This window comes from Hephaestia mangrovi (assembly GCF_019880555.1).
GTDB lineage: Bacteria > Pseudomonadota > Alphaproteobacteria > Sphingomonadales > Sphingomonadaceae > Sphingomonas > Sphingomonas mangrovi.
Genome location: NZ_JAINVU010000010.1, coordinates 1 through 16,777, shown reverse-complemented (window position 1 = coordinate 16,777; position 16,777 = coordinate 1). Strand labels below are relative to the sequence as shown.

Here is a 16,777-nt window from a genome sequence, read left to right as displayed (position 1 = left end):
TCCGGATTCGACCGGAGATGGCCGTTTTCGCCAGCCATCGGATCAGGGGTGGCCGACGGTTTGGCGACTGGATGATCGCCACCGACCCGGCGGTGACGCTCGCGGCTGCCCGGGGGATGCTTGCTCGTCTGTTGCGCAAGGCGCGGATCGGCGGGCCGCTCAGCATCGATCGTAAGGCGCCCTATGCCGCCGCCGCTCCGTGGCAGCGCGACGATTTTGCGTTCGTCTCCCGCTACGGTCGAGAGATTCCCGGGCCGGCCATCGCCGACTACGTCTTTCAGAGCGAAGCTCTTCCCTATCTTTTGACCCCGGACCGGCGAACGGCGACGCTGATGCACGATTTGTTCAGCGCGCGAACGTCGCAATTCGGTGATGCGGCCGCCGACAGCGTAACCGCCCTCGACGAAGCGTCTGAAATCGAGCTGCTGGGCCGGACCGACGCCGTTCTGGCCATCCAGCAGCAAGAGGCCGCATTCGTTCGCGATCATGTGCCGAAAGCGCGGGCGATCCTGGCGCCGATGGCCGCCGATCCCGTTGCCAATGCAACCGCGGGCAACGCCAACGAGCTATTGTTCGTCGGAAGCAACACTGCCCCAAATATCCATGGTCTTATGTGGTTCAATACCGAAGTGTGGCCGATCATTCGCGCCGCGCGACCGGATGCGTGCTTGAAGGTTGCCGGGCGTGTCGCGGAGGCGATCAATCAGGTGCCTGGCGGTGTCGAGATGCTCGGCATGGTCGATGACCTGCGACCGCTTTACGAATCGGCCGGGATCGTCATCTCGCCGTTGTTGCAGGGATCGGGGTTGAAGATAAAATTGGTCGAGGCGATTGCGATGGGAAAGGCCTGCGTGGTTACAGGCGTCACGCTGCAGGGCGTCGAGGAGGATCTGGGCTCGGTCGTGGAACGCGCGGATGATCCGCAGCGCTTCGCTGCTGCCGTCATCGCCTTGCAGGGCGACGAACAACGCCGCCAGCACTTGGCTGATGCGGCACTCACGACAGCGCGGCGGCAATTTGGCCCGACCGCCGCCTATGCCGAATTCACCGAATGGCTAAGCGCCGCGCCGAACTAGACAAGCGGACGAGAAATTTCTCGAATACGGCGCCGTGAAAGCTCCGTTCATCGCGTAGCGGCAATAGTCTACTCGCCTCGCCGTTTACGTTTCTCGTTCCGTCCCAAACGGGATGACATCATCACTCTCCCCCCTCAAATGTCGCAACCGCAGCATCGGGCGGCAGGCCGTCTGGTTAGGCCGTGCCTAAAGCACGACGGACGGTTTTTGGCGGTTCTCGGTCATTCGGCCGATGCGGGTGAAGCGATGGATAAGTTATAAGAGTGTTTGTTGTGCTGCGACGCAGCATCGTTGAAAGCATCGGAGCGGCGCGGGTGCGGTAAAAAAATCGTGATCCGTGGCTTAAATTCGTAGTTTTCATTTTCAGTTATTGGACCGATTTTCCGTTTATCAAGCGCCTACCAAATCCTTGTTTGATACAGGCAGGATTTAAAAAATGTTGTGCATCGCAACAATTGGTGCTTGTCTTACGCGAAGAGTTGGTTGGGAAACGACTTGAAAGGGGCTCGATGTCGACTTCGCCGATATCGTCACAATGGCTCCCCGCGACAGCGGTTCAATCCGTCTCCTCGGGCGGTCGCGCCGTCCGTCTTTGCGATATAACCATCGCCATGATGGCAATTTTCCTGCTGGCACCGGTACTGATCGTGGTCACGCTGGCGGTGATCGTTGGTGGCGGAAGCGGGCCGATACTGTTTCGTCACGCGCGGATCGGTCGAGACGGCAACGTCTTCTACTGCCTGAAATTCCGTACCATGCAAAAGGATGCCGAAGCGCGGCTCGAGCATCTTCTGGCCAGTTCGCCCGCGCATCGCGAGGAGTGGGAACGCGATCATAAATTGCGTCGGGATCCGCGCATCACTGTCGTGGGGCGGTTTCTTCGTGTGACCAGTCTCGATGAACTGCCGCAATTGTGGAACGTGGTTATCGGCGAGATGAGCCTGGTTGGGCCGCGGCCGATCACCGAGGCGGAAATTCACCGCTATCGCCGCTATTTTGCCGATTATGCACGCGTTCGCCCGGGCATCACTGGCCTGTGGCAGATCAGCGGACGCAATGACGTCAATTATCGGCGGCGCGTGGCAATGGATGTGACGTATGCGCGAAGCACGTCGCTTGGCCTATATCTGCGGATCTTGGTGCTTACCGTGCCGGCTGTGCTGCTTGCTCGGGGGTCTGCCTGAACATAATTGGCGCGATTACAGAACGGCGAGATTTACGATCGCGAGCCACAGAACGACCGCCCACACGGCCGCGAGCAAGATGCCTCTGGAACCATCCAGCGGGTCGTGAGCGTTCCACCCGACCGGCGACGCAATAACCGGGCCGCCGAGGCGACTGACACGCTTCCTGGCAGGCAACACTTTTCGTGACATCCGACCTCTCCGAGGCGCCCATGGTTCAGTCCTGGGACATTGTGACAATATGATGATCGAGCGGCGCCCTGTCCATCGGGATTAAAGCTTACGCCAATGGCGCCGCTTGCCGGCATTGACGCTTTGGTAAGGCTCACGCGGTAATCGCGCGGCATGAGCACGCAGCAGATCGCCACCTCGTCCTGGATGTCGCGGCCTGGGGTTGATCGCAACTCCTTCTGGCGGCATGACTTGTCGCCAGAACACATGACACGACCGCATCAGGAGAGAAAAATAGAATCGACGGTTGTCAGCCTTTCGCGCGAAGGGCTTGTTATTCGTTGCGCAGAAGTGCTCGCGCCGGGAGCGATCATTCGCCTCAATTTGCCCGGCTCGTCCGCTGCGACTGCTCGCGTCGTTAACAGCGAAGCCGATCACTATGCGCTCGAATTCGTCGACTCGGCTTCCGCCCGCTTGGTGGCGGGACGGACGATCGACGATCTTGCCGGGCTGACGATATCGCCCGACTCCGAGTCGTTTCCGGAACCAGATGTTGCGCGGTGGCCGCGGTTCGCCCGCGGCTGGTTCATTGTCGCCGTGACGGCGGCAGGATGGGCCGCGATTTACTGGCTGTGTCGCTGACCTGCCGCTCGCCATGAGATTCCGACCGACGCGTTAACCGTTCAAAAAGCCGAATCCCGTATGGGCGCTTTCGAACAAGCGGTTCCGGGGCGTCAATGCGAGTAATGTGGTCTATGGCGTTGGGATCGCTTGCGGTCCTAACGGCGTGTGGTGGCGGTTCCGCCGTCGACTCAGCAGGTGAATCGATAGGTGTCGTGCCGACGCCCGCGCCTTCGCCGACGCCTTCTCCATCTCCGCCCCCCACGCCGACGCCCGCCGCCGGCGACCAACCCGAAGAGACGTCGCTCGATCCGATTCCGCCCAACACCTATCCGGCCGCGGCAACGGCTTCGGTCGAGAGTGTCGATTACCCGATCGGCGCCACCAGCGTCGATGTCCCCATCCGGCTGGATCACGCGACGCCCAATACGGTTTTCGTGCACGTCAAAACGCGTAACGGATCCGGCGCCAACTATGTCTATTCGGGTGCCTATTATACCCAGATCGATAAATATGTGATTTTCCGTCCCGGCGATCCGCTCGTCCAAACCGTGACGATTCCCATCGCCAAAACCGTCGAGGGCGGCCATTTTCAGCTGATCTTCCCCGAGGTTCCGCAGGGCGCCAAGCAAGGGAACGCGATTGGCGAACTCACTTCCAGAACCGGCGCGTCGCCGACGACGCCGATCACCCAGGGGTTCCGGGCGCCACGCACCTTCGAACACGGCAGGCTGCTGTATGAGATGGACCCGAGCACCGTGCGGTGATCCGATTCGGGCGGCCCGGGTGTCTGGTCGACCTCGTTTACGCAGGGCCGGACCCAAGCGGCGAACCAGGAAACCGGGTTATACCTCGATAACCAGCTCTATCCGCAGGCCGAGCCGGCCGTCGCCGTCGCCGACGGAGCGCTCGTGCTCCACAGCCAGAAGCTGGCACAGCCGATCATCTATCGGGGCGTTGGTTATTACTACGGCGCGGCCGCGCTCGATGGGCGCAACATGCCCGAGACCCAGATCACCTATGGCCAGTACGAATGGACCGCTACGATGCCCGACCGCCCCGGCTCCTGGCCTGCCCTTTGGCTGGTCGGCGTCAAAGGCTGGCCACCCGAAATCGACGTCTACGAAGGCTTCGGCCAGAATGCGAGTTTCGATTTCGATCGGGACATCAGTTCGACGATTCATGGCGGCCCAGTCAACTCGGCCAGCTTCGAACGCGGCATGTGGGTCGACGCAACCAAAGCCTATGGGATCGAACACATCGCGCGCGCGGCGCATCGCTATGCGGTGGACATCGAGCCTGATTACATCACCTGGTTCGTCGATGGAGTCGAAACCTTCCAGGCGCACAACCCATTCTCGGGCGCCTTTTTTCCGCTGATGACGGTCGCGGTGAAAACTACCGACAACTATGCCTCCGGAAGCGGCGACATGCAGATTATGTCGTTCAAGGTCTGGACAAACTGACGCCGATCGACCCGCGTCATCTGCGGGCTGCTCGCCGGGTGCATCTGATTTCCGGAAATGGAGGGCATCGCATTGCGGTCAAGTCGAAATCACATTGTTCGGCATATCCTACGTTGAGACCCAAGGTGGCAATGCAACTCGCGCGCTCAGTGATGCGCGCCGCCACACGCTTCCAGCGCCACGGTGAACCGGGACTGCCTCGCAAAGAAGTCGAGCAGCTTGCCGCGCATCAGCCTGCGGCTGAACACTGACGATGGACATCGGCACGGATCAGGCTGGCATCGACCGCGAACCCCTCTGCCCCCACCAGCCCTTCCGCCATGCAGCGCTCGACGGTCAGCTCGAACAGCTTGCGCAACAGGTCGCTGTCGCGAAAGCGGCCGTGGCGGTTCTTCGAGAAGGTCGAGTGATCGGGCACAAAGCCATCGAGATCGAGCCGGCAGAACCACCGATAGGCAAGGTTGAGATGGACTTCTTCGCAAAGCCGTCGCTCCGAGCGGATGCCCATGCAATAGCCGACGATCAGCATCCGGATCATCAGTTCCGGATCGATCGACGGCCGTCCCATCGAACTGTAGTACGGCTTCAGGTGTTCGCGAATGCCCGTCAGATCAACGAACCGGTCGATCGAGCGCAGCAGATGATCCGTCGGCACGTGATCCTCGATGCGGAAGCTGTAGAACAGCGCCTCCTGCGTCGCCGTCCGCTCGCCCATCATCGCGCCGTCTCCGCTTGTCCGCGGGAAACCTAATCGGGACTTCAGCACGAGCGCAAGCGCGAGTTTTTCAACAGAATCGGGTGGTTTGGCGACGCTGGTGCCGATCACTTGGAACGGCAGCTTATGCCTCTTCGAGTTTCGTGGGCCGTCGTTCCGGATGGTCGTTTTCCCGGAACCTTCGGAACTTTCGGGGCGGCAAAATCAGTCGCCACCCGGACTTGTACCGGGGTCCACCGTGCCGCAAGCCAAAACGACGCGGCGCCTGCGGGACGTTGGATGCCGGAACAAGTCGCCTGCCCTCAGCTATGCCGAATCGCGTCGATCAGCTCGTCCTTGCTCATCTCCGATCGGCCCTCGATGCCGATCTTCTTCGCCTCGTCGTAAAGCTCGTCCTTGGTGCGATTTTCCAGGTGCGTGCTGTCGTGATCGAGCGAATGCCCCGCCTTGGCGTTGGCGATCCGCGCCGCTTTTTCCTTCGAATTGCCTTCCTTGCGCAGGTCTTCGTAGAGCTTGTCGTCCTTGATCTGCGATCCGTGGTTCTTGGCCATGATGCTTACCTCCTTGTGCGCGGATTCAACGCATCGGCCGCCGTCCCGCTCCCCCAATCCGTGACGAATTCAAGACAAGGCGCGACAAACCGCTTTCGCGCTCCTATATGGGCGGCGACCACGGACCACATGGGCCCGACATGCTGACCACGAATCCTTTTGACGACGACAAGCTGCGCGAGGAGTGCGGCGTTTTCGGTGTATCCGGCACGGACGGCGATGCCGCCGCGCTGGTCGCGCTCGGGCTGCACGCGCTGCAGCATCGCGGGCAGGAAGCCGCCGGCATCACCAGCTTCGACGGCGCGCATTTCCATACGCATCGCGCGATGGGCCATGTCGCCGGCAATTTCGATAGCGACGAGGTGATTCGCGCGCTGCCCGGCAGCGTCGCACTCGGCCATGTCCGCTATTCGACCACCGGCGAAACGGCGCTGCGCAATGTCCAGCCGCTTTATGCCGAGCTCGCCACCGGCGGATTCGCCGTCGCGCATAACGGCAATATCTCCAACGCGATGCGGCTGCGCCGCGATCTCGTCCGCCACGGCTCGATCTTTCAGTCGACCTCGGACACCGAGACGATCATCCACCTGGTCGCGACGTCGAGCTATCGCACCCTGCTCGACAAGTTCATCGACGCGCTGAAGCAGGTCGAGGGCGCTTATGCGCTCGTCTGCATGACGCCCGAGGGGATGATCGCCTGCCGCGATCCGCTCGGCATCCGGCCGCTGGTGATGGGCAAATTGGGCGGTGCAACCATCTTCGCGTCGGAAACGGTCGCGCTCGATGTCGTCGGCGCGGACTATGTTCGCTCGGTCGAGCCGGGCGAGCTGATTATCGTCAAGGGCGAGGAAGTGCGCTCGATCCGCCCGTTCGCGCCGCAATCGGCGCGGCCGTGCATTTTCGAATATGTCTATTTCTCGCGGCCCGATTCGATCGCCGACGATCGCTCGATCTATTCGGTGCGGAAGGCGATCGGCGCGCAGCTCGCGATCGAGAATCCGGTCGATGCCGATCTCGTCATCCCCGTCCCCGATTCGGGCACCCCGGCGGCGATCGGCTATGCGCAGCAATCGGGCATTCCGTTCGAGCTCGGTATCATCCGCTCGCATTATGTCGGCCGCACCTTCATCCAGCCCGGCGACAAGATCCGCCATCTCGGCGTCAAGCTGAAGCACAATGCCAATCGCGCGCTGATCCAGGGCAAGCGCGTGATCCTGGTCGACGATTCGATCGTGCGCGGGACGACCTCGTTGAAGATCGTGCAGATGATGCGCGATGCCGGCGCGGCGGAGGTGCACATGCGCATCGCCAGCCCGCCGACACGGCATTCATGCTTCTACGGCGTCGACACGCCCGAGCGCGCCAAGCTGCTCGCCGCCAAGCTCGATCTCGGCGGCATGACCGAGTTCATCCATGCCGACAGCCTCGCTTTCCTGTCGATCGACGGTCTCTACAAGGCGCTGGGCGAAGCGAAGCGCGCCGACATCCGCCCGAGCCATTGCGACGCCTGCTTCACCGGCGACTATCCCACCACGCTGACCGACCAGGACGACGCCGCCGCGCCGATTGATCAGTTGGCGCTGCTGGCGGAGCGCGTGAACTGAGCACGCGATGATCGACAAGCCGCTTGCCGACACGATCGCGCTCGTCACCGGCGCCGGGCGCGGAATCGGCGCTGCCGCCGCCAGAGCGCTCGCCGCCCGCGGTGCCCATGTCGTCCTCACCGCGCGCTCGTCCGACGAACTGGAAACGGTGGAGGACGCGATCTTCGCCGCCGGCGGCAGCGCCACGATCGCCCCGCTCGACTTGACCGAAACCGACAGCATCGCCCGCCTCGCCGCTGCCGTGAGCGACCGCTGGGGCAAGCTCGATGCGCTGGTGCTCAATGCCGCGCGGCTGGGCACGCTTGCCGCGGTGCCGGCGATCGATCAGCGCGAGCTGGCGCAGGTGCTCACGCTCAACGTCTCGGCCCAGGCCGCGCTCATCGCCGCGTTCGATCCGCTGCTCCGCAAGTCGGATGCCGGCAAGGTGATCGGCCTCACCTCGAGCGTCGGCCGGTCGCCGCGCGCTTACTGGGGCATGTACGGCGCCTCCAAGGCTGCGTTCGAAACGCTGCTTGCCGCCTATGGCGACGAGATCGAGAATATCAGCAAGGTTCGCGTCGCGATCGTCGATCCCGGCGCCACGCGCACCAAGATGCGCGCCCGCGCCTATCCGGGAGAAGACCCGCAGTCGGTCAAGCCGCCTGAAGTAGTCGGCGAGCGGATCGCCGAGCTGGTTGCCGCCGGCTTTCCGGTCAACCACACGGAACGCGTCGCCGGCTAGCCGATCCGCTTCACCGCGGCGAGCGCGCGGTCCCGGGCTTCGCGGTGGCCGATGATCTTCGCTGGATAATCCTTCGGCAAGCATCCCGCCGCCTCGGGATCGTGGATGACGTCATCGCCCAGATCGACGAGTTCGGGCACCCATTGGCGGATATAGTCGCCGGCATCGAATTTCTCGGATTGCGTCAGCGGCGCCATGATCCGCTGGAACATGTTGGCGTCTACGCCGGTCCCCGCCACCCATTGCCAATTGACGCTGTTGTTGCCGTAATCGGCGTCGACCAGCGTATCCCAGAACCATCGCTCGCCCTCGCGCCAGTCGATCAGCAGATGCTTGACGAGAAACGACGCGGCGATCATCCGCACGCGATTGTGCATCCAGCCGGTCGCCCAGAGCTGCCGCATCCCGGCATCGACGATCGGGTAGCCGGTGCGCCCCTTGGTCCAGGCCTCGAACTCGTCGCGCACCACCGAGGAGCGGAAATCGCGCCATTCGAGCGCGTCGAATTTTTCGCGGGCGTTGCGAGCCGGATAATCGGGGAATTGCAGGATGACGTTCTGCGCGTAATCGCGCCAGCCGAGCTCGCCGAGGAAGGTGCCGACCGACCCGCCCGCACCGGCGACGCGATGCCAGACATAGGCGGGCGATACTTCGCCGAAGTGGAGATGCGGCGAAAGACGAGACGAGCCTTCCTCGGACGGCAGGTTGCGGGTCTGATCGTAGCGCGCGGCGTGTTCGACGAAGCGATCGACACGGGCACGGGCGCCGTCTTCGCCGGGCATCCAGTCCTCGAACCCGGTTGCCCAGTTCGGGCTGGTCGGCAGCAAGTTCCAATCGGCAAGGGCGTCGCTTGTCGGCCATGCCGATGGCGCCGGAATCTCGCGTGGCCGATTGAGCGGCTCGGCCGGGGGCATGCGTTCGTTGAGCGCTCGCCAGAACGGCGTGTAGATCTTGTACGGCGTACCACCGCCGGTGGTGATCGAGCCGGGCGGCGCGAGGTAATTGCCGTCGTGACAGACGAGATCGAGACGCCTGGCGACGGCGCGGTCGGCATTGCGCCACCATGGCTCGTAATGGCGAATGGCGTGGACGCGGCTCGCCCCGACTTCCTTGGCAAGTTCAGCGAGTTGTTCATCGCTCTTGCCGTGCCGCAGGATCAGCCGCGAGCCCTTGGCGCGGAGGCTGGCGTCGAGCGCGGCGAGGCTGTGGTGGAGCCACCAGCGGGAGGCGGCGCCCATCTTGCGGTGCCGGGGCGTCTCGTCGTCGAGGACGTAGACCGGGACGACCGGCCCCTCCCCCGCCGCGGCAACGAGCGCGGGCTGATCGGACAAGCGGAGATCGCGGCGAAACCAGAGCAGGACGGGATCGGGCATCGAGACCTTACGCCTGCGCGACCATCCCGGTTCCGCTCACTCCGCGCGGGGTTGCTTGTCGACCATCCAGGTCTGGCCCTTCGAGAGCAGCTTCTGCAAGTCGGCGACCTTGCCTTCACTGGCGGCGCGGTTCTGCTCGACGACGGCGCTGTCGAAGGTCGGCGCGGGATCGTCGTAGATCACGCCGAGCGCGACGGGAAAGCCGACATGGGGCATCTCGACCAGCATGTGCGCGAGGCCGCGGTTGGTCTGATCGTGGCGGATCACGCCGGCGGCCTGCCAGTCGTCATCGGCGACGTCGACGACCTTGAGCGTCAACCGCTCGGTGTCCATCGCCAAACCCTTTGCGCCGCCATCAAACAGCAGCGGCTCGCCATGCTCGACCCAGAGCTGGTTGGCAGCGGCATTGGGCTTGGCGGTGAACGGCGCGAACACGTCGTCATTATAGACGATGCAGTTCTGGAAGATCTCGATGAATGCCGCGCCCTTGTGGGCATGCGCGGCCTTCAGCACCTCGGGCAGCTTCTTGTGGACATCGATGCCGCGAGCGATGAACCGCGCGCCCGATCCAAGCGCGAAGGCGCACGGCTTGGCGGGATGATCGACCGAACCGAACGGCGTGGAAGGGCTGCGCGTGCCTTCACGGCTGGTCGGCGAATACTGGCCCTTGGTCAGCCCGTAGATCTCGTTGTTGAACAAGAGCACCTGGCAATCGAGGTTGCGGCGCAGCAGGTGCATGGTGTGGTTGCCGCCGATCGACAGCGCGTCGCCATCGCCGGTGATGATCCACACGTCGAGATCGGGATTGGCGAGCTTGACCCCCGTCGCCACCGCCGGCGCGCGGCCGTGGATGGTGTGGAAGCCGTAGGTTTCCATATAATAAGGGAAGCGCGACGAGCAGCCGATGCCCGAAACGAACACCGTTTTCGCCGGATCGGCGCCGATCTCCGGCATGGTGCGCTGCACCGCCTTGAGGATCGCATAGTCACCACAGCCGGGGCACCAGCGGACCTCCTGATCGGTCTCCCAGTCCTTGAGCGTGGTCTTGATCGGGGTCATCTCGTTCATTGGAAATTCCTAGCGCCGCCAATGTTCTGCGCTGCGAAGTGGAGAAAGTGGAGAGTGTCGCGCATGTTTCTCAGGCCTGGCCCAAGGCGGCCTCGATCGCCGCTTCGATCTCGGCGATACGGAACGGCTGGCCCGACACCTTGTTGAGCGGCTTGGCGTCGACAAGGAACTGATCGCGCAGCACGGTCTTCAATTGCCCCGTATTCATCTCAGGCACGAGAATCTGATCGAACTTTTCCAACAAGTCACCCAAATTCGCCGGCATCGGCCAGATGTGGCGGATGTGGATATGGCTGACGTCGAGCCCGCGATGGCGCGCGCGGCGCACCGCTTGGTGGATCGGCCCGAAGGTCGAGCCCCAGCCAACGATCGCCAGCTTGCCCGACGCATCGCCCAACTCGACCTGCTGATCGGGCACCTTGATACCGGCCACCTTGTCGCGGCGCAGCTCGGTCATTTCCTGGTGATTGGCGGGCGAATAATCGATGTTGCCGGTGCCGGCCTTCTTTTCGATGCCGCCGATGCGATGGAGCAGCCCCGGCGTGCCGGGCTTGACCCACGGCCGCGCCAGCTTCTCGTCACGGGCATAGGGCAGGAACCCCTCGGCCGGCGCCTCTTCCAAGAAGGTGACCGGAAACGCCTCGTAAACACTGATATCAGGGACTTTCCACGGCTCTGCCGCGTTGGCGATATAGCCATCGGTGAGGAGCATCACCGGGGTCATATATTGGGTCGCGATACGGCAGGCCTCGATCGCGCAATCGAACGCGTCAGCGGGCGAGCGCGCGGCGATCACCGGCATCGGCGCATCGCCGTTGCGGCCATAGACCGCCTGATAGAGATCCGACTGCTCGGTCTTGGTCGGCAGGCCGGTCGAGGGGCCGCCGCGCTGCGAATTGACGATGACCAGCGGCAGCTCGGTCATGATGGCGAGGCCGATCGCCTCGCCCTTCAAGGCGATGCCCGGCCCCGACGACGAGGTGACGCCAAGCTGCCCAGCATAGGACGCGCCGATCGACGCGGCGACCGCAGCGATCTCGTCCTCGGCCTGAAAGGTGGTGACGCCGAATTCCTTCAACCGCGACAGGAAATGCAGGATCGCCGAGGCAGGCGTGATGGGATAGCCACCGAAGAACATCGGCACGTTCGCCAGTTGCGCGCCCGCAACGAGGCCGTAGGCGATCGATTCGGCGCCGGTGACGGTGCGGTACAGGCCCGGCTCGGCTGGCGCGGCGGGGACGTGGAGCTGGCCGACCATGCGGCCGAGCTCGGCCGTTTCGCCATAGGCATGGCCGGCGTTGAGCGCGGCGATGTTCGCTTCGGCAAGCTCGGGCGCCTTGGCGAACTTGGCCTTGAGCCAATCAATGATCGGCGCGCGCTTGCGATCGAACATCCACAGCGCGAGGCCGAGCGTCCACATGTTCTTGCAGCGCAGCGCTTCCTTGTTGCCGAGCCCGAACGGCTTCACGGCTTCGAGGGTGAGCTGCGAAATGTTGAGCTTCAAGACCTGCCACTTGGCGAGGCTGTCGTCCTCCAGCGGGTTGGCGTCGTACTTCGCCTTGGCGAGATTGCGCTCGCCGAACTCGCCCTCGTCGGCGATGATCAGGCCGCCGGGCTTCAGCGCCTCGACATTCACCTTGAGCGCGGCGGGGTTCATCGCCACCAGCACGTCGGGCGCGTCGCCGGCGGTTTCCACCGCGGTCGAGCCGAAGTTGATCTGGAACGCCGAGACGCCGAACAACGTGCCCTGCGGCGCGCGGATTTCGGCGGGGAAATCGGGGAAGGTGGCGAGATCGTTGCCGGCCAGCGCGGTGGACAGCGTGAACTGGCCGCCGGTCAACTGCATGCCATCCCCGCTGTCGCCGGCGAAGCGAACGACGACGGATTCGGCGGGCGGGTTGGCGCTCGCTTCTTCGCGAGTCACCTTATGTACGGCGGTTGCCATGTAACGATCCTGCAAACAAACATTGCGCGCCCTCTACGCCGGGGGCCGCTTTCCCCCAAGGTAGAATTTGCCGGGGCTCATGCAAATGGTTCTTTTTCGGGATGGCTGCGTGTCGCGTACTACTTGACACGGCAATGGCTCATCCGCTGACTAGGGATCGGGCCGGCACATGGTCGATGACGGTGACTCGCAACTGGCGAATGACCTTCGAGATCAACGACGATGGCGCGTTAGAGAATATGGACCTGGAGCACTATCATGGCGCTTAAGATGCACTCGTCCCTGGCGGTCCACGTCGGCGATTGGCTGAAGACAGAGATCGTCGAGCCGGCCGGAATCAATGTGAAGGCGCTGGCTGCCCATTTCGGCGTGGCGCGTAAAACGCTGAGCACGCTGCTCAACGGCCATGCCGCGCTCACTGCGGACATGGCGATCCGTTTTGAAAAGGCGTTCGGCGTAAAGGCGGACACGCTGATGCGCATGCAGGTTGCCTATGAACTGGCGCAGGCCCGTGAACATGAGGATGCCTTGGCTGTGGAGCGGCTGGTCGCGGCGTGAGCCGACACGCCCGAAGTAGCCGCCCGCCCTTTTAGGGGACATCCTTGGCGCAAAGCGAACCAGAGCGCTTGATGGTGATGGGGCACCATGGACCCTGAAACAAGTTCAGGGTGACGAGCCTGATACGGCTGACCTCGGTTCCACCACATTACCTGAGTTCTCTCCCGCTCTCGGCCCTTTCCTCGAAAGGGGGAAGCGAGGCGATTCCTCGAACATGCGGCCGAGCGCGAGGATCGAGGCGACGTGACGGCGGGAAACTTCCATCGCGTCATTGCCGTAGCCGCCGCCAAGCGCGCTGGCGAGCGGGATGGCGCGGTCGCGGGCAAGCGTGGCGATGAAACGGTCTCGGCGGACGAGGCCGCCGGCGGTGAGCTTGAGGCGGCCGAGGCGGTCGCCCTCGAACGGGTCGACGCCCGCCTGGTAGAGGATGATGCCCGGCGCGACCTCGTCGATCATCGGCACCAGCGTTTCGCGCAATCGTTCGAGATAGGCGTCGTCCCCCACCCCGTCGGGCAACCCGACGTCGAGTGTTGAGCGCGCCTTGCGCACCGGGAAGTTCTTCTCGGCATGGATCGAATAGGTGCCGATATCGTGGCGGCCGGCGGTCAGCGCGGCGGTGCCGTCCCCCTGATGCACGTCGCAATCGACGATCAGCACGCGCTCGACGCGCCGTTCCTCGACCAGCCGGACCGCAGCGATCGCGAGATCGTTGAACACGCAGAACCCAGCGCCGGTATCGGACAGGGCATGGTGGCTGCCGCCGGCGCTGTTGGCGGCATAGCCACGATCGAGCGCGGTCAGTGCCGCCGCCCATGTCCCGCCCGGAACGACCTGCGCGCGGCGCGCGACCTCGGGCGTGATCGGGAAGCCGATCCGCCGCTCCTTCTCCCGCGGCACCCGCGCCTCGATCACCTCGGCGACGTAATCGGGATCGTGCACCGCTTCGAGCCAGCGGCGCGGCATCGGCTCGGGCTCGATCCAGTCGAGCGGCGCGCCGCTATCGCGCAGCAAATCGCGCACCAGCCCGTTCTTGTTCCACTGATAGGTCGACCTTGCCGGGGCGGGCGCGACATAGTCGGGATGGTGGACGATCGGGATCATCGCGTTTACCTAAGCGTCCACCGCCGCCGCTTCCACCGCGAGCGCGAAAGGAGAGCCATGACCGATCCCTTCGTCCGCCCCGACGTCCGCGCGTTCCTCGCTTATCTCGACAGCATGCCGGGGCCGAAGATGCACGAGCTGGACGCGCCTGCCGCACGCCAGGTGTATTTCGCGATGAAGGACGTCGCCGATCCGCCGGTGGGCGAGCTGGCGGTGATCCGTGATCTCGCCATTCCCGGCCCGGCCGGCGACATCCCCGCCCGGCTGTTCGATCCGCGCGAGGCGCGCGAGCCCGGTCCGCTGGTCGTGTTCTTCCATGGCGGCGGCTTCGTGATCGGCAATATCGATACGCACGCCAGCTTCTGCGCGGAGATGGCGCGGGTGCTCGACCTGCCGGTCGTCTCGGTCGACTATCGGCTCGCGCCAGAAGCGCCGTGGCCCGCGGCTCCGGACGATTGCGAGGCAGCGGCGAGATGGCTGTCGTGCTCTCCGGACGCGCTTGGGCGAGCGGTGTCGGGCATCGTACTGGCCGGCGACAGCGCCGGCGGCAATCTGGCGATCGTCACGGCCATGGCGCTGCGCGATGCGCCCGCAACAGTACCGGTGATCGCGCAATGCCCGATCTATCCGGCGACCGACGCCAGCAAGCCCTACCCGTCCTATGACGAATTCGCCGAGGGCTATCTGCTCACCCGCGACAGCATGGAATGGTTCATGGCGGCCTATCGCAGCGATGCGACGCACCTGCGCAGCTCGCCGCTGATCGGCGACCTGGCGGGGATGCCGCCGGCGGTGGTCGTCACCGCCAGCCTCGATCCGATCCGTGATCAGGGGCGCGCTTATGCCGCCGCGCTCGCCGAGGCCGGGGTGGCGGTGATCTTCCGCGAGGCCAAAGGCATGATCCACGGCTTCGTCAATCTTCGCCAGGCGATCCCGTCGGCACGCGGCGACGTCGCCGGGCTGCTGGCTGCGTTGAAGGGCGTGATTACCGAAGCCGAGGGCGAACGCGCGATGGCGCAGGCGGCGGCATGAGCGACACTGCCGCCGCCCTGCCCTACCGCCCCGCCGCCGGGATCATGCTGCTCAACGGCCATGGCCAGGTGTTCGTCGGCCAGCGAATGGATTCGACGCTCGAGGCCTGGCAGATGCCGCAGGGCGGGATCGACCAAGGCGAGGATGCACTGACCGCCGCGCTGCGCGAGCTGGGCGAGGAAACCGGAATCGCCGCCGACAAGGTCGAGCTGATCGCGACCGCCGAGGAGGAGCTGCTCTACGACCTGCCGCAAGAGCTGATCGGCAAATTGTGGAAGGGGCGCTATCGCGGCCAGCGCCAGACCTGGTTCCTGTTCCGCTTCATCGGCGACGACGAAAGCGACGTGAACATCGCCACCGAGCATCAGGAGTTCCGCGCGTGGCGCTGGGCCGACCCGGCCGATCTGCCGACGATGATCGTGCCGTTCAAGCGGCGCCTTTACGAAGAGGTACTTGCGGCCTTTTCCGCTCATCTCGCGTGAGGGCTTGAATTCCAATTTTTGTTTTTTGATAACGCCTTTTCTCTGCCCGAATCGCACGGTAGATCGGTGTCATGCTGCTCGCAATGTTCCTTGCCGCCTCGGCCGCGCCGCCGCCGCCCGCCGACGCCGATCCGCAGGTATCGAGCGGCGCACCGATCCCGCCGAACATCAAGGACATGCTGGATGCGGCAATCGCTTCTGGCAGCGATTCGGAAGTCAGCGTCGTCGCCAAATATGCGGTGAAGGCAGCGCCGCAGAGCGCCAAGACGATCAACGACACCGTCACCGCCTGGCGCGAGGCGCAGACCGCCGCGCACGAAGCCAAGGTGGAAGCGGCCGACTTCCTCGACCTGTGGAGCGGCAAGGCGACGCTTGGCGGCTGGATGACGACCGGCAACAGCCAGAACATCGGCCTGACGGCAGCCGTCGATCTCGATCGCGAGGGGCTGCAATGGCGCCACAAGCTGCACCTGCAGGCCGATTATCAGGAGAGCCTGCACGTCACCACGCGCGAGCATTACCTCGCCTCGTACGAGCCGAACTACAAGGTCGACGAGCGATCCTATGTCTACGGCAACCTGCAATATGAAAGCGACCGATTCCTCGGCTATTACAACCGCTATTCGGCCTCGGTCGGCGCGGGCTACACGGCGATCAAGAACCCCAAGATGCGGCTCGATCTCGAGCTTGGCCCCGCCTATCGCTACACCAATTTCACCGACACCCGGAACGAGAACAACATCGCGACGCGCGGGTCGCTCGATTTCAGCTGGAAAGTGACGCCGGCGATCTCGATTACCCAGCAGGCCGACGCCTATTTCGAGCGGTTCAATTCGACGGTGACCGGTACGACGGCGCTCAACGCCAAGCTGTTCGGACCGCTGTCGGCGCAGTTTTCCTACAACGTCCAGTACGAAAGCATGCCGCCCTCGGGCAATGAATCGACCGACACGACGAGCCGGGCATCGCTGGTTTATACGTTCTAGGCGGCGTGGACAAATTGGTTGACGTTGCGATGGCCGGTTGATTCAAGGCTGCCTTTTGGAGGCGGGTTTGAGTCGGGGCGATCTTACCGAAGCAGAATGGCGTGTTTTGAAGGGGTTGCTTCC

16 protein-coding genes and 1 pseudogene are annotated in these 16,777 nt (G+C 63.9%); 11 read left to right on the top strand and 6 right to left on the bottom strand.

What is annotated here, in order from left to right:
• Positions 1–71: 71 nt before the first annotated feature.
• From K7G81_RS17890 to K7G81_RS16510, 5 genes are all read left to right on the top strand, one after another.
• On the top strand, positions 72–1,076 hold the full coding sequence (locus K7G81_RS17890) for a glycosyltransferase (RefSeq protein ID WP_255587214.1): 1,005 nt from the start codon (positions 72–74) through the stop codon (positions 1,074–1,076).
• 509 nt (positions 1,077–1,585) lie between these two features.
• The gene (locus K7G81_RS16525; RefSeq protein WP_223031936.1) at positions 1,586–2,260 is read left to right on the top strand and encodes a sugar transferase; all 675 of its coding nucleotides are present in this window, start codon (positions 1,586–1,588) and stop codon (positions 2,258–2,260) included.
• Positions 2,261–2,605: 345 nt separating this feature from the next.
• On the top strand, positions 2,606–3,073 hold the full coding sequence (locus tag K7G81_RS16520) for a PilZ domain-containing protein (protein WP_223031935.1): 468 nt from the start codon (positions 2,606–2,608) through the stop codon (positions 3,071–3,073).
• A gap of 194 nt (positions 3,074–3,267) precedes the next feature.
• Positions 3,268–3,819 (top strand): hypothetical protein, encoded by a 552-nt coding sequence (locus K7G81_RS16515; protein WP_223031934.1) that lies wholly within the window; start codon positions 3,268–3,270, stop codon positions 3,817–3,819.
• Positions 3,820–3,963: 144 nt separating this feature from the next.
• Complete coding sequence (locus K7G81_RS16510; RefSeq protein ID WP_223031933.1) at positions 3,964–4,518, top strand: glycoside hydrolase family 16 protein; 555 nt, start codon at positions 3,964–3,966, stop codon at positions 4,516–4,518.
• A gap of 235 nt (positions 4,519–4,753) precedes the next feature.
• On the opposite strand, the pseudogene K7G81_RS16505 reads toward K7G81_RS16510, so the two are convergent.
• Both K7G81_RS16505 and K7G81_RS16500 read right to left on the bottom strand, forming a co-directional pair.
• Positions 4,754–5,236 (bottom strand): annotated as a pseudogene (locus K7G81_RS16505) (transposase); the annotation flags it as partial.
• 299 nt (positions 5,237–5,535) lie between these two features.
• Positions 5,536–5,784 (bottom strand): DUF7218 family protein, encoded by a 249-nt coding sequence (locus K7G81_RS16500; protein WP_223031932.1) that lies wholly within the window; start codon positions 5,782–5,784, stop codon positions 5,536–5,538.
• 140 nt (positions 5,785–5,924) lie between these two features.
• On the opposite strand from K7G81_RS16500, the gene purF reads away from it, so the two are divergent.
• Complete coding sequence (gene purF / locus K7G81_RS16495) at positions 5,925–7,388, top strand: amidophosphoribosyltransferase (protein WP_223031931.1); 1,464 nt, start codon at positions 5,925–5,927, stop codon at positions 7,386–7,388.
• A 7-nt stretch (positions 7,389–7,395) separates the two neighbouring features.
• The gene (locus K7G81_RS16490) at positions 7,396–8,109 is read left to right on the top strand and encodes an SDR family NAD(P)-dependent oxidoreductase (RefSeq protein ID WP_223031930.1); all 714 of its coding nucleotides are present in this window, start codon (positions 7,396–7,398) and stop codon (positions 8,107–8,109) included.
• On the opposite strand, the gene K7G81_RS16485 is transcribed toward K7G81_RS16490, so the two are convergent.
• From K7G81_RS16485 to K7G81_RS16475, 3 genes are all read right to left on the bottom strand, one after another.
• Positions 8,106–9,482: a cryptochrome/photolyase family protein gene (locus K7G81_RS16485; protein ID WP_223031929.1), complete on the bottom strand. Its 1,377-nt coding sequence runs from the start codon at positions 9,480–9,482 to the stop codon at positions 8,106–8,108. The genes K7G81_RS16490 and K7G81_RS16485 overlap by 4 nt on opposite strands.
• 36 nt (positions 9,483–9,518) lie before the next feature.
• Entirely contained in the window at positions 9,519–10,550 is a 1,032-nt protein-coding gene (locus K7G81_RS16480; protein ID WP_223031928.1) for a 2-oxoacid:ferredoxin oxidoreductase subunit beta, read from the bottom strand.
• A gap of 70 nt (positions 10,551–10,620) precedes the next feature.
• A complete protein-coding gene (locus K7G81_RS16475) occupies positions 10,621–12,495 on the bottom strand; it encodes a 2-oxoacid:acceptor oxidoreductase subunit alpha (RefSeq protein ID WP_223031927.1) in 1,875 nt (624 codons plus the stop codon).
• Between the two features lie 258 nt (positions 12,496–12,753).
• On the opposite strand from K7G81_RS16475, the gene K7G81_RS16470 reads away from it, so the two are divergent.
• Positions 12,754–13,053: a HigA family addiction module antitoxin gene (locus K7G81_RS16470; protein ID WP_223031926.1), complete on the top strand. Its 300-nt coding sequence runs from the start codon at positions 12,754–12,756 to the stop codon at positions 13,051–13,053.
• Between the two features lie 105 nt (positions 13,054–13,158).
• Here the strand turns inward: K7G81_RS16470 and K7G81_RS16465 are convergent, their stop codons facing one another.
• Positions 13,159–14,154, bottom strand: a complete 996-nt coding sequence (locus K7G81_RS16465) for a histone deacetylase family protein (protein WP_223031925.1) — start codon at positions 14,152–14,154, stop codon at positions 13,159–13,161.
• Between the two features lie 57 nt (positions 14,155–14,211).
• On the opposite strand from K7G81_RS16465, the gene K7G81_RS16460 reads away from it, so the two are divergent.
• The 3 genes from K7G81_RS16460 to K7G81_RS16450 all read left to right on the top strand — a co-directional run bounded on the left by K7G81_RS16460 (position 14,212) and on the right by K7G81_RS16450 (position 16,654).
• On the top strand, positions 14,212–15,186 hold the full coding sequence (locus tag K7G81_RS16460; protein ID WP_223031924.1) for an alpha/beta hydrolase: 975 nt from the start codon (positions 14,212–14,214) through the stop codon (positions 15,184–15,186).
• Entirely contained in the window at positions 15,183–15,668 is a 486-nt protein-coding gene (locus K7G81_RS16455) for an RNA pyrophosphohydrolase (RefSeq protein ID WP_223031923.1), read from the top strand. Before K7G81_RS16460 ends, K7G81_RS16455 begins: the two co-directional genes overlap by 4 nt.
• 71 nt (positions 15,669–15,739) lie before the next feature.
• Positions 15,740–16,654: a DUF481 domain-containing protein gene (locus tag K7G81_RS16450; protein ID WP_255587213.1), complete on the top strand. Its 915-nt coding sequence runs from the start codon at positions 15,740–15,742 to the stop codon at positions 16,652–16,654.
• Positions 16,655–16,777 lie beyond the last annotated feature (123 nt).